Source organism: Emticicia sp. (genome assembly GCF_043780375.1).
In the GTDB taxonomy this organism is placed as follows: Bacteria; Bacteroidota; Bacteroidia; order Cytophagales; family Spirosomataceae; genus Emticicia.
The window spans coordinates 1-14,520 of record NZ_JAYWCU010000059.1 but is presented as its reverse complement, the minus strand read 5'-3'; the positions used below and the strand labels follow the sequence as shown (position 1 = coordinate 14,520).

At 36.0% G+C, this 14,520-nt stretch carries 10 protein-coding genes; 3 read left to right on the top strand and 7 right to left on the bottom strand.

From position 1 onward, the window contains the following. Positions 1 to 5,184 (bottom strand): beta strand repeat-containing protein (locus ACH2CJ_RS04140; RefSeq protein WP_394990959.1); only part of this gene is annotated, 5,184 nt, incomplete at its 3' end. 850 nt (positions 5,185 to 6,034) lie between these two features. Here ACH2CJ_RS04140 and ACH2CJ_RS04135 point away from each other — a divergent pair. From ACH2CJ_RS04135 to ACH2CJ_RS04125, 3 genes are all read left to right on the top strand, one after another. Continuing rightward, on the top strand, positions 6,035 to 6,502 hold the full coding sequence (locus ACH2CJ_RS04135) for a hypothetical protein (protein ID WP_394990958.1): 468 nt from the start codon (positions 6,035 to 6,037) through the stop codon (positions 6,500 to 6,502). A gap of 36 nt (positions 6,503 to 6,538) precedes the next feature. Next, the gene (locus tag ACH2CJ_RS04130) at positions 6,539 to 7,774 is read left to right on the top strand and encodes a dicarboxylate/amino acid:cation symporter (RefSeq protein ID WP_394990957.1); all 1,236 of its coding nucleotides are present in this window, start codon (positions 6,539 to 6,541) and stop codon (positions 7,772 to 7,774) included. 112 nt (positions 7,775 to 7,886) lie between these two features. Then, positions 7,887 to 9,773 (top strand): CocE/NonD family hydrolase, encoded by a 1,887-nt coding sequence (locus ACH2CJ_RS04125; RefSeq protein ID WP_394990956.1) that lies wholly within the window; start codon positions 7,887 to 7,889, stop codon positions 9,771 to 9,773. A gap of 58 nt (positions 9,774 to 9,831) precedes the next feature. On the opposite strand, the gene sufD is transcribed toward ACH2CJ_RS04125, so the two are convergent. From sufD to ACH2CJ_RS04095, 6 genes are all read right to left on the bottom strand, one after another. Then, a complete protein-coding gene (sufD, locus tag ACH2CJ_RS04120) occupies positions 9,832 to 11,154 on the bottom strand; it encodes a Fe-S cluster assembly protein SufD (protein WP_394990955.1) in 1,323 nt (440 codons plus the stop codon). Between the two features lie 77 nt (positions 11,155 to 11,231). Further along, positions 11,232 to 11,615 (bottom strand): RidA family protein, encoded by a 384-nt coding sequence (locus ACH2CJ_RS04115; RefSeq protein WP_394990954.1) that lies wholly within the window; start codon positions 11,613 to 11,615, stop codon positions 11,232 to 11,234. A gap of 69 nt (positions 11,616 to 11,684) precedes the next feature. Beyond that, complete coding sequence (gene sufC / locus ACH2CJ_RS04110) at positions 11,685 to 12,449, bottom strand: Fe-S cluster assembly ATPase SufC (RefSeq protein WP_394990953.1); 765 nt, start codon at positions 12,447 to 12,449, stop codon at positions 11,685 to 11,687. Between the two features lie 170 nt (positions 12,450 to 12,619). Next, positions 12,620 to 13,666 carry an adenylate/guanylate cyclase domain-containing protein gene (locus ACH2CJ_RS04105; protein ID WP_394990952.1) on the bottom strand — a complete coding sequence of 349 codons (1,047 nt, stop codon included), beginning with the start codon at positions 13,664 to 13,666 and terminating at the stop codon, positions 12,620 to 12,622. Further along, the gene (locus tag ACH2CJ_RS04100) at positions 13,663 to 14,037 is read right to left on the bottom strand and encodes a response regulator (RefSeq protein ID WP_394990951.1); all 375 of its coding nucleotides are present in this window, start codon (positions 14,035 to 14,037) and stop codon (positions 13,663 to 13,665) included. Before ACH2CJ_RS04100 ends, ACH2CJ_RS04105 begins: the two co-directional genes overlap by 4 nt. 68 nt (positions 14,038 to 14,105) lie before the next feature. Next, a partial coding sequence (locus ACH2CJ_RS04095) for a sensor histidine kinase (RefSeq protein ID WP_394990950.1) occupies positions 14,106 to 14,520 on the bottom strand: 415 nt, incomplete at its 5' end.

Here is a 14,520-nt window from a genome sequence, read left to right as displayed (position 1 = left end):
AGCTGGAATTGCTACCGAAAACGGAGAAACTGGTAAAATTGCATTTGTAATGGCTACAAAACCTGTCATTGTTGAACTCAAACTATATTTGTCTGGATTGTTATTGAAAGCCAAATAAGGTAAATCAAACGTTATTGCCGAATTACATATACTATTGATTATTCCAAGTGTGATACTTGGCGAAGGATTTTCAGTAATTGTTTGTACTTGTGAAGCTGAACTCGAACAAAAATTTTCGGTACAAGTAGCACTATAAGTTCCTGCTGATGAAACACTTAATGTACTTCCTGTTGCTGACGTATTCCACGTAATTGTTCCTGCACAACCATTGGCGGTCAATGTTGTGTTTCCTCCCTGACAAATTGCTAAATCTCCAATAATTGTTGGAGCTGGTGGAATTGGGTTCAATGTAATTGTTTGAGTAGCAGATGTTAAACTCACACAATTATTTATTGTACAAGTAACATTATAAGTACCTGCTGATGAAACATTTAGCGTGCTTCCTGTTGCTCCTGTATTCCAGATAATAATTCCCGAACAACCAGTCGCAGTAAGGATTATTGAATTTCCTGAACAAATACTTGTGCTACCTAAAATACTTGGTGCTAATGGTTTCGAATTTACTATTACTGTTTGTAAAACCGATACTGGACTTATGCAATTATTAACCGTACAAGTAGCATTATATGTTCCCGAAGACAATACAGTGATCGTACTTGCACTTACGCCATTCGACCAAATGATGATTCCCGAACAATTACTGGCTGTTAAAATTATATTTGTGCCTTGGCATACGGAATTATCTGCATCATCAGAACTAATTGTTGGGGCTATCGGAATTGTATTTACAGTAAGTATATGTATGTTTGAAGCCAAACTTGTGCAACTACTCTGCGTACAAGTGGCACTATAAGTTCCTGCTGATGAAACACTTAGCGAACTTCCTACTGCTCCAGTATTCCATGTGATAATTCCGGAACAACTACTCGCTGTTAGCGTTGTTGCATTTCCTGAACAAATTGCTGATGCACCAGAAATTATTGATGGAATAATGGTTGTAACGGTCAATTTTCCACTATTTGACGAAATCGTGCAGGAACCAGTCGATGTATTTGTAAAAACAATTTTACAACGGTAATATTTTATTCCATCACTTGCACTGACAGGATTAATAGTTAATATTGGAGTATTCGCTCCATTAAACTGACTCCCTGTTACACTATTAAAACCACTTCCTGAGGATGTACTTACTTCCCATTGATAACTCGAAATTGTTCCAACGATACTTAAAGTAGTTAAATCGAAAGTTGTACTTCCACTATTACATTTTATTTGGTCTGGAATATCACCACTGATAGAGTTTACACTCAAAATAGCAATATCTGAATATGTTATACACCCATTTAATGTTGCTTTTAATCTAAATTCTGAACCATGAGGATATGTTGTAGAACCAATGCTTGATGCTGTTAAAGGGGAAGTTGTTGATGTTGACGAACTTCCAACACTTCCAAAAGCATCGGTCGAAACTTTCCTGTATTCCCATTGTAAAGCCGATGAAGTATTTACAGTTCCTGAAAAAGTTGAACTTAATGTCTTACAATTGGTTTGATTCAACGGTCGAGTTGCAAAACTCGGCAACGGATTTACTACAATTGTTTGTAATATTGATGACAAACTTACACAGCCATTTACGGTACAAGTGGCATTATAAGTTCCTGCAGACGAAATTATTATTGAACTTGCTGTTACACCATTCGACCAAATTACCGTTCCTGAACAATTACTTGCTGCTAAAACTATATTTGTTCCTTGACAAACTATGTTATCGGTATCGTCGGAATTAATTATTGGAGCTTGTGAAATCGGATTTACTACTACTATTTGAGGGGAAGATGCCAAACTTACACAACCATTAACCGTACAAGTGGCTGAATATGTCCCTGCTGACGCAACTATTATTGAGCTTGCTGATACGCCATTCGACCAAATTACCGTTCCAGTACAACCACTTGCCGATAATATCACTGAACTACCTAAACAAATAGACGTATTTCCCGAAATAGTTGGTGCATTGGGTGCAGGATTTACCGTTATGTTTGTTGAAGCCAAAGAACTTTCACATGCAGCACTCAAAACACATTTAAAATCATAGGTAAATGTAAGGGATGAAGAATAGGTCGCTGGATTGATATTTACAGAATTTCCTAAAGTCCAAATACCACTATTTAGGCGATATTGCCCATTTCCTGAACTGCACGATACTGTTAATGAAAAAACTGATTCATTGTTACATAAAATTGTTCTATTTGCCGAATTGACTATTGTAGGAGCTGGTTGAGATGTAACTATATTTATGGATACAGCAGTTCGGTTAGTGTGGCAAGTGAGGCTTCCTGTAACATCTTGCTCACGAGCAATATAATAAGTTGTTGTTGTTGATAAAGTTGGCGTAGAATAACTTGTCCCCGATGCTATTTGCGATAAAGTGCTTGCATCAGTAAACCATTTGTATGTTCCAGAAGCATTTGGATTGACAATGCTCAAAGTTTTTGTTCCACTTCCACAAATATCAGGCGTATTGCCTGTTATATTCGGAACATCGTTCCAACCTTGTGCTGAAACTGAAAAAGTAGCAGTGGTAGCAGTACAATAGCCCGAAGATATGACTGTCTTATAATTATTAGCAGTCGAGGTTACAAAAGTTTGATTCGTAGCCAAAGCTATATTTCCTGTCGTATTTTGCCATTGATAATTAAAGTCACCATTTCCACCAGTTGGATTTGCCGTTAATGTGGTTGAATTATTCAGAACTCCAGTTATACAAAAAGCATTTGTTCCAGCAATTATTCCGGCTGCAAGTATTTGTGTAACCTCAACATCAATTTTTGCTCTTGTACTTTCGCAATTATTGCCATCTTTTTGACTTACATAATAAGTAAAAGTTCCTGCTGAAGTTGTTTGTGGAATTGGAGCAGAGGCACTCGAAGTACCACCTGTTGCACTTATTCCATACCATAATAAAGTACCCGTTGCTGTTGCCGAAAGTGCCGTAGTTATGGTGTTTTGACAATAACCTATTGGTGTTGTGGCTGTTGGAGTTACTGGATTATCATAAACAGTAACTATAATCGAAGCTCTTGAGCTTTCACAATTGGCAGGTGATGGAGAGATTTGACTAACGTAAAAAGTTGTAGTTCCAACAAATGATGTTGAAACTAAAGGTGCCGATAAACTTGAAACTCCCCCCGTTGAATTTGTCCCATACCAAACTAAACTATTTCCTGCCGTTGTAGTTGCCGAAAGTGCCACTGCTGTTGCATTTTTACAATAATTTACTGGTAAAGTGGTTGGAGCAACTGGATTATCATGAATAACAACGGCAATCGAAGCCCGTGTACTTTCGCAATTATCAAAACTTTTCTGACTGACATAATAAGTTGTAGTTCCTGTCGAAGCTGAACTTGGCGTTGGAGCAATTGCACTCGAAATTCCACCCGTAGAGTTTGTACCATACCACAATAAAGTATTTGAACCTGTAGCTGACAATGTTGCAATTGTAGCATCTTGGCAATAATTTATTGGAGTTGAAACCGTTGGAGCAACGGGCGTATTATTGACTTTAACTGTAAAATTTTGACTTGCGGAAACACAATTGGTAGTTGTATTTTTCACCGAAATTGCAAACTGATAAGTATTTGCCGTAGTATTTGCTGGAATTGTAACACTAATTGGCGAGCCTCCCAAAGCCACATTTATTATTGCCGAAAAGCCACTTAATGCTGGTGTTCCTGCTAAAATTGAATATTCATTGGGAGAATTGGTAGGAGTTGAATGAGGTAAATTAAATGTCGTAGCCGAATTACAAATATCAGATACACTGCCCAAAGTTATTGTGGGAAGGGTATTTATTGTAGCTGTTACCTTCACCCTTGCACTTTCACAAAAAGGTGAAGTTGTTGTATAAATGCTTACATAATAATCGGTGGTTGAAGCTAACGTAGGCGAATATGTGTATAAGTCTTTCTGGAAAAATGTCGTCGCAGGGTTATTATCAACATACCATTTATAATTTTTCCCTGTTGTCGCCCCTGATGCACTTAGTGTTATTGCTCCAGAACCACAACGAGTTGCATTTGTAAGTGTTGGGACTGTAGGTAAATCTCTTATGGTAATGCTACTGGGTTGAGACAAAAGACAAGTGGCTGTTGTTGTTACACCTGATGGTGATGTATCATTAGATTGAAAATTTCCTTGTACACCCCAACTATTATCAGACGTTGAAGCAATTATTGTTGTAAATGAAGCATTATTTGCCCCGATTATACTTCCTGAAATATTATTTTTATACCATTGATAACTGTTTAAACGAGATGCTCCTGTTGCAATATTTGAAGTAAAAGTAATGCTATTACCTAAACAAACTGGACTTGTAGTTACTATATTTGTATTAAAAGAGTTAACATTTATAGATGCACTATTAGTTGTATTTGTGCAAAAAGGAGTAGTTTTATCAGTTATTTTGCATCGATAAAGCGTACCATCAAGGTTATTAGCAGACGCCGCCTTGTCAATTCGTAGATAATTGGTAATTGTTCCAGAAACATCAGTTGGAACAGCATCAGTCAAATCTATATAATCGGTATCTGTTACCCTCCTGCGTTGCCATCGATAATCTACATTAGTAGCTCCTACAAAAAAATTAACCACAAGGTTTTTACAATCAAAAGCATCAAATGGCTGCACTGTTATTGAAGGTCGTTGAGGTGTTACCGTGATTTGATTAGTTGCGAAGGTATTTATTCCACCATTGTTGGTAAATAAGCAGCGATATACTTCTGTTGTCGTTACATTTGACAGCAATAAAATTGCGGTCGCTCCACTGGCAATATTACCACTGCTTACGTTTATCCAACTTACACCACTTTGTTTTTGCCAAATATAGGCATCGTTACCAGTTGCAGTAGCACTTAGTGAGGTATTACTTTCATAACAAACTGTTGGTGTGCTTGGTTGTGTAATAACTACAATTGGGTTATTGATGATAAACGTTGCTCTATAATTTGCTCCATTTGCCTTTTGATATTGCGTCCCACTTCCTGCAAATGCCGCCTCAGAAAGTAAATTTACAACAAAAATTGAAATAATAAATTTTATTAAATAAGTTAAATAAATTTTCTTCATATTGGTTAGATATCGCTTTTGTTTTCAATTATTATACTACTTATTCCCTCCACAGCCATCAATAAAAGTCTCAAAAAACTTCCTTGCTAAGCTTTAAAACCAGGTTTTAGCAAGATGTTTTTAGCGGCATCATATTTGGTGTTTGAAGCAAATTTATTTCTAAAATATTATTGGGTGACTCACATTTCATTAGGCTACCACTTGTCATTTTTATAATTAATTCAGAGTCAAATCATGGCGGTTCGCATTGTATATAGACAGTGAAACTTCGAGGAATTAACGAAATAAAAATTCTATTTTGGACATAGATAGTTGTTCTGAAGGTCGAAGATTTTTGTAGAATCTTAGAGGTTGTTTATCAGCAAAAAAACTTAAACAACTTCTAAGACTATATCAAGAAAAATAACCAAAAACGGAATATGTTTTTTTGAGACAAAGCCTACAAAAAAGCCACCTCAAAACGAGGCGGCTTTTTGCGTACAACCTTAACCACTATGATGAAACAAAATCTACTTAAAAAATTTTCTTTGGTGAAAAATTCTTCCAATACAACTCGAATGATATAATTCATATAGACCCAACATTAGTAAGACACCCACCAACAAAAATTGTAAAGGGTAAATCATCACCATATTGCTGAAACTATTGCTGATTTCTAAAAACGTAAACATAATTTTTATTTTTGGGGTTATTAGAACAGAACAAAGGTCTTAAACTATTATCATTTATTTTAGCGTAAAAACCCCTGATTAATAGGTGCTTTTTACGTTATTTTTTATTGAGATAGCGGCTTTTATCACCAAAACCAAATTCTCACATCTCAGTTCTCATAATTTACTGTCTAAAAAAAATGAAAATCAAAATAGAAACCTCTGTCAATCAATCAGTTTCAAAAGTTTGGGAACAATTTGACGAAAAGCTCCTTATGCAACTATCTCCACCATTTCCTCCAGTAAAACTTATTTCATTTGGACAGAAAATTGGCGAAAAAGTTATATTAGAACTAAACTTTTTTATTAAACGGCAACTTTGGGTCAGTAAAATCACTGATTTTTATTTTACGGTAGATGAAGCCTACTTTGTTGATGAAGGCGAGCAGCTTCCGTTCTTTCTAACGTACTGGAAACACAAGCACAGAATCGTAAAAAGCGAAGCGTTGCCCAATGGCTCTGGAAGCAAAATTATTGATGAAATTGAATTTCGCACACCAACAATTTTGACAGATTACATTTTTTATCCTATCTTGTATCTTCAATTCCTTTATCGTAAACCGATTTATAGGAAATTTTTCAAAAACCTAAACCCTCCCAAATCCTAAATTGGGACAAATTTCATCATCCTAAAGTCACTTCGTATGAAACTAAACATTACTTGGAAAATCTTCATCGGCATGACGCTCGGTATCATCGTCGGCTACATTTTGAATCAATCATTTAAAGAAGATGTCGCATCGCTCGATTCGGCAAGCACATATCTCAATCTTCTGAGTAAGATTTTCTTGCGAATGATAAAAATGATTATCGGACCATTGATTTTTTCTATTCTGACAGTCGGCATTGCAAAACTGGGTGATTTCAAATTAGTGGGAAGAATTGGGGCAAAAACACTCGGTTATTTCTATTTTGCTACCATTTTGTCATTATTAACTGGGCTTGTGGCTGTAAATATTCTCCGTCCGGGCAGAATGATGCAAATTGATTTACCGAAAACAGGTGCAGACACCGGCATTGAAGTTAAGAAAATGACTTTGGAAAATTTCATTACACACCTTTTTCCTCAAAGTTTCTTTGAAGCATTAGCAACCAACGAAATTCTTCAAATTGTAGTATTCTCAGTCTTTTTTGGTATCGCAACTGCCGCTATCGGCGATCATGGAAAAATTATTATCAAAGCCCTTGATGCCGTTTCTGAAATAATGTTCAAAATCGTTAGCTATGTAATGGGCTTTGCCCCCTATGGTGTTTTTGGAGCAGTTGCGGCTGTTATTGCCCAAAAAGGTTTGGGAATTTTGAGTGGTTATCTGTATCTGATTATCTGTTTCTTTGCTACACTTGCTTTCTTTATATTAGTCATCTTACCACTTATTTGTATGTTTGTCAAAGTGCCTTATTGGAAATTATTGACTTATGTAAAAGATGCTCTTTTTCTTTCGTTTAGTACAGCAAGTTCAGAGGCTTCAATGCCTTTGCAAATTGAACAACTCAAAAAATTTGGCGTTTCAGAACGCATCGTGAGTTTCGTTTTGCCATTGGGCTATTCGTTCAATCTTGATGGCTCAATGATGTACATGACTTTTGCCGTTGGTTTTATTGCTCAGGCTTATGGAATAGATTTAAGTATCGGACAGCAAGTAACGATGATGCTTACACTCTTGATTACGAGTAAAGGTATTGCGGGTGTACCTCGTGCCTCTTTGGTGGTTATTGCTGGTACAATGTCAATGTTTAATCTCCCTGCCGAAGGTTTAATTCTACTTTTTGCTGTTGATTGGTTGTTGGATATGGGTCGCTCAGCTACTTCGGTTGCAGGAAATGCCGTTGCAACGGCAGTTGTTGCGAAATGGGAAGGAGAATTGAATATGAAAGAGTAGTGAGTTTTTAGTAAAAAAAGTATTTTGGAATGAATCACTTTGAGAAAAACGCTATTTAACAAAAGGTAGCGTTTTTCCATTCAATTAAGATATAAAACTCTCCTTTAAACTAATGAAAAAACTCCTTATTTTATTGACAATCAACCTATTGTCATTCTTAACAAAAGCACAAACAATGTCAGTTGCACAGCAAGACTCGGCTTTTGTTAGAGAAAATTATGTAAAAACACAAGTACAAATCACTATGCGTGATGGCGTGAAACTTTTCACAAATATCTATACGCCAAAAGATGCTTCGCCCAGCAATGCCTATCCAATAGTAATGCAACGTACTTGCTATGATGTTTCGCCCTATGGAAAAGATGATTATCCTAAAATGTTGTATTATTCACGTTATATGATGCGAGAAAAATTCATTTTTGTGAACCAAGATGTGCGAGGTCGTTGGATGTCGGAAGGAGTTTGGACAAATATGACTCCTCATATTGCCAATAAAACCAAGCAAACTGACATTGATGAGGCTTCTGATACTTATGATACGATTGATTGGCTGGTAAAAAACATTCCAAATAATAATGGTCGAGTGGGTCAATATGGCATTTCTTACCCTGGTTTTTACACCATTGCAGGAGCATTGTGCGGACATCCAGCATTGAAAGCATCGTCACCTCAAGCTCCCATTTCAGACTTTTTCTTTGATGACTTTCACCATAATGGAGCTTTTACCATTGGATATGGTATGACTTTTCCAGTTTTTGGCGTGCAACACCCTCAACCAATGACCGATTCTTGGTACGATGATAAATTTCCAAAACTCAATACAGTAGATGGTTTTGATTGGTACAAAACAATGACTCCTTTGAAGAATTTCACAAAAGTTTACAGTGATAATTTCTTCTGGAAAGAACATATTGAACACCCCAATTATGATGAGTTTTGGAAAAAAAGGAGCATTCTTCCGTATTTAAAAAATGTCAAAAATCTTCCTGCCATGATGGTAGTTGGAGGTTGGTTTGATGCAGAAGACTTACCCGGCCCCTTGAATATTTACAAAAACTTAGAGAAAAACAATGCAAATGCCTATAATACACTCGTAATGGGGCCTTTTGGGCATGGTGACTGGGCTCGTGAACAAGGACATCATTTTCATTCTAATATTTATTTTGGTGATAGCGTTTCAACCTATTTTCAGAAAAATATGGAATTGAAATTTTTTAAGCATTTTTTGAAAGAATCGGGTGATGGAAAAACTGGTTTACCAGAAGCCTATTTGTTTGATACTGGTAAAAAAGAATGGCGTGAATTTTCGGAATTTCCAGTAAAAACTTCTCAAAAAGTTAATTTTTACTTGAATCCAAATGGGAAATTATCAACCCAAATGACTGGTAAAGGCTTCGGAGAATATATTTCTGACCCTGCAAAGCCAGTGCCATACACCGAAGACCCCAAACAAATAACAGGCTTTAGCCCACGCAACTACATGAGTGAAGACCAACGTTTTGCAGGTAGAAGAACCGATGTTTTGACGTACGAAACAGCTATTTTGACAGAAGATATCACACTTGGCGGCGAAATCATGGCAAACCTCAAAATCTCAACAACAAAAACAGATGCTGATTTCTTTGTTAAATTAATTGACGTTTATCCAGGTGATGAAAAAAATAGTCCTTATACTCCCAAACACATCACTTTGGGAGGGTATCAACAAATGGTACGAAGTGAAATTATGCGTTCACGTTTCAGAAATTCATTTTCAAAACCAGAACCTTTGATAGCAAATAAAAAAACTGACATTAATTTTCGTCTTCAAGATGTTTTACATACGTTCAAAAAAGGGCATAAAATCATGATTCAAGTGCAATCAACTGCATTTCCTTTATTTGATATAAATCCTCAAAAATATGTAGCAAACATCTATAAAGCCGAGGAAAGTGATTTTCAGAAAGCAACACATCGAATATATGCCGACAGTAAGATTTCGGTAGAAGTATTGAAATAAAAACACAAATGCCTCGTAATCAGTAGATTACGAGGCATTTTAATATCATTCCAATCTATTAAGCTGCTTCTAATTTTTCCAAAATTAATTTTTCGATATATTCCCTGATAGAATTAATTTTGATTTGAGAAACCACATCTTGAGCAAATGCTAATAATTGTAAACGTATGGCTTCTTTTTTAGGTATTCCACGTGATTGCATATAGAAAATAGCTTCATCGTTGAGTTGACCAGTGGTTGTTCCGTGCGAACATTTCACATCATCTGCCCAAATTTCTAACTGCGGTTTTGTATTCATGGTAGCCTCGTCAGAAGTAATCACATTTCTACAATTTTGATAAGCATTTGTTTTCTGGGCATCTTCTCTAACAAAAATTTTCCCGTTGAAAACACCCGTAGATTTATCCATCAAAATACCTTTATAAAGTTCGTTGCTTTCGCAATTTGGCTTTTGGTGGTCTACCAATGTGTGGTTATCAATATGCTGCTTGCCATTTGGCACATATAATCCAAACAAATGGCTTTCAATATGCTCGCCATCTAATACTACGTTAAGGTTATTTCTTACAAATCCACCGTTTAAAGTTGCCGTGGCTGCATAAAAATAACTACGTCCTTTTTGATGTACTTGCGTAGTGCCAATATGATAGGTTTTATCGCTCTCATCCTGCACCTTATAGTAATCAACGATTGCCGATTCACCAACGATAATTTCGGTGACAGTATTTACAAAAGAGGCATTTTCGCCAACAGTTCGGTAAGATTCCGCAATTTTTACTTGTGAGTTTTTACCAGCAATTATCAAATTTCGAGGTTGTGAACCCACATTTGCAAGCCTCACATCAGAGATGTATCGAATAATAATTGGTTCTTCAACAACTTTATTATCGGCTACTTGAACTACTACGCCGTCATTAGAAAGAGCAGTATTTAGGGCTGTAAAAGCATCGTTTTGGTAGTTGGCATATTTACCAAAATGTTCTTCAATTAATTCGGGCTGGGTAGCAAGGGCTTCCGAAAAAGAAATAACTTTGAGTTTATCTTCAGGTGTTGCTATTTCCGAAATTTCGGCATTATAAACTCCATTGATAAAATACAGGATATTACCTTTCAAATGCGGTACGTGTATTTTTTTTAAGTCAGATTTCTTGAAATCCGTTTTCGTATGAAAATCGAATGTTTGCTTAATTAAGTTACTTACATTCGAGTATTTCCACTCTTCATGGCGAATGGTTGGGAAACCCAATTTATCAAAATTTTTCATAGCTTCGCCACGTAACTGATGAATGGGCATATTACTTTTACCATTCAATGTTGCTTGCGATAGCTGAAAATCTGCTATTAATTGTGCTTTTAATTCTTTATTTTCTATTGAATTCATAATTTTAGTCGATGGGCGGTAGTTCATAGTCGATTCTTAGAAAACCCAACAATGAACTATCGTCTATGGTCTATGGACTAAAGCATTTCTGCAATAGCTTCCAACTCTATTTTATATCCAAAATGTAATGCTGACACTGGAATAATCGAACGGGCAGGGCGATGTTCTCCAAAAAAATCAGCGAATGTTTGATTAATTATGCCCCAATCTTCACCATTAGTAATGTAAACTGTTGTTTTCACTACTTCATTAGGTGTTAGAGATGCTTCTTTTAATATTTGTTCCAAATTCTGAAAAACCACCTCCAACTGCTTATTTATTGTACTTTCGGGCGATAATTTTTCAGACGTTTTTATTTTTATAGGCAAAATTCCAGAAGTAAACAACAATCCATTACTGACAATTGCTTGCGAATAATGTCCCACTGGCTTCGGACTATTTGAAACTTGGATTTTTTGCATAAAAAATAGACTGTTTAGTAAAGTTAAATATGTATTTTTATTAACATTAACTCATTCTATCATTAAACATTAAATCGCCTCCAAAGCATCAACTTCATTTTTAATCCAATCATAACCCTTTTCTTCTAATTCGAGAGCAAGGTCTTTTGTTCCTGATTTCACGATACGACCTTTGTAAAGTACGTGAACGAAATCTGGAACGATATAATCAAGCAAACGTTGGTAGTGGGTAACTACAATAAAAGAGCGGTTTTCGTTACGTAATTGATTTACACCTTCAGCAACTATACGTAGTGCATCAATATCAAGTCCAGAATCTGTTTCATCCAAAATACCTAAAGTTGGTTCAAGCATTGCCATTTGGAAGATTTCGTTGCGTTTTTTCTCACCACCCGAAAATCCTTCGTTGAGTGAGCGTTTCAATAAAGCATCATCAATTTTTACTAATTTTGCTTTTTCTCGCATTCGCTTCAAAAACTGAGCAGCATCTAAAGGCTCTTGACCATTATATTTTCTAATTTCATTGAGAGCTGTTTTCAAAAAATTGATTGTCGTTACACCAGGAATCTCTACTGGATATTGAAATGCTAAGAAAATACCTTCAGCGGCACGTTTTTCAGGAGCTAAATCAAGTAAATCTTTCCCATTAAACAATACTGAACCTTCGGTTACTTCGTAGTCTTCACGACCTGCCAAAACCGAAGCTAATGTGCTTTTTCCCGAACCGTTGGGCCCCATAATAGCATGAACTTCACCTGGTTTTATCTCTAAATTGATTCCACGTAATATTTCTTTTTCCTCTATTCTGGCGTGTAAATTACTGATAGTGAGCATTTTATTTTTGCTTGTTATAAACTTAGTTAAATACAATTTTGTATCATAAATAATGCACAAAGATACAATCAAAATAGTCAAAATGCTATTCCTATTCTGTAATAACCCTAAATAATGGTTTGTTGTTCCCTATTAATTTAAAAATTTAAGGAAAGGATAAAAGGAGAACGTCAGGAAACAACTTCAAATATCTTGACGGGTAAAGACTTATTTTTGAGGTTTACTTCGCCAACTTCACTGCAAGTAAAAGACTCTTTTATTTTATGATATGTTACTTCGTTTACGACAACCTGACTTGGTTTTGCCACCGATTGGAGGCGTTGGGCAGTATTAACAATATCTCCTATGATGGTATAATCTAACCGACGAAGCGATGCAGAGCCGATATTACCCGAAATAACCTCCCCAGTATTAATTCCGATGGAGACTTTTGGTAAATAAGTCTCAAAATTGGGTAAATGTTCTTGAATCAAGTCAATCTTTGAGCGAACCGACAAAGATGCTTCGATGGCTCGGTCGAGGTGGTAGTCGCCTTTGAAAACGGCCATCACGGCATCGCCCATAAATTTATCAATATAACCGCCTTGTTCGATAATTTCTTTGACCATAATATCGAAATATTTATTAATCAAATTGACTACAGTATCGGGCGATTCTTTTTCAGAAATAGCAGTAAAACCACAAATATCAATAAAAACTACGGTAGCTTCGATGGTTTCGTTGGCAGTGAGTGATGATTCAAATTCTTGACCATTCATAAATTTCAGCACCGTTTCATCAACATACATCTTCAGAATATTATTTTCTTTAATGGCTTTGATGGTTTCTCTGATTTGTAAAACGTGCTTGAGTGTTTTCTCGACGGTTAGTTCTAAATCTTCAAAATTGATAGGTTTACACACAAAGTCAAACGCTCCACGATTCATGGCCGTGCGAATATTATCCATGTCTCCATAAGCCGAAACAATGACCGATTTGAGTAATGGATTTTGTTCAGCAAGTTTGGTAAGGAGCGTCAAACCGTCCATTTCTGGCATATTTATATCGCTCAATACCATATCAATATCAGGACTTTCGTGCAATAATCTTAATGCTTCCACCCCATTATTAGCAAAGCTAAACTCATACGTTTTTTCTCTAATTTGTCGGCGAAATTTTTGTTTGATGAGCGTTTCTAAGTCCGCCTCATCATCAACTACCATTATTTTGGCGTTCATAACGAGCTTTTGAGTTTTTGTTTGAGGTCAGCAAAATCTAAAGGTTTGGTCAAGAAATCGTTTGCTCCTAACTTCATGGCTTGGTCGTGGTTTTCATCGTCACCGTAGGCTGTAATCATCATCACAACAGGTGGTGCGGCTGGACTTACTAACCTTATTCTTCTTAATAGTTCTAAACCGCTCATGCCTGGCATATTGATGTCGGAGAGTATCAAAATTGCTTCAGACTCGTGTTCATGAAGGAAAGTTAAAGCATCTTCGCCCGAATGTTGGAACGAAAACATAAACTCACCGTCTCGAATTTCTTTACGAAAACGTTGTAAAAAAAGCGTTTTTACGTCTTCTTCGTCATCAACTACTAAGATTCTCATTGGGAATAGGCTTTTAAAGAGTTTTAAGAGGCTTGTAATTTAGCCTTCAACAGCTACTCAAATTTAATTCAAATATAAGGTAATTTTATAATAAACGTTGTTCCTTCGCCTTCTTTTGTTTCTACTTCCAAAGTCCCACCATGAGCTTTGGTAATAATATCATAAGCCAAACTTAGCCCCAAACCTGTACCTTCGCCCGTTGGTTTTGTGGTGAAAAATGGTTGAAATATTTTTGCTTTTACACTTTCGGGCATACCTAAACCGTTATCTTGAATTTTGATTACAATTTCATCTTCTTCTAAGTACGTTTCGATATTCACCAATGGTTTATAACCTTCCAAGTTTAGCTTATTTTTTTGTTGAACCGTATAAAAAGCGTTGTTTATCACATTTAATAAAACTCGCCCAAAATCTTGCGGGATTATCTTTATTTTTGGCAAGTTTTGATCAAAATTTGTTTTAAAATCGGCATTGAATCGAGGC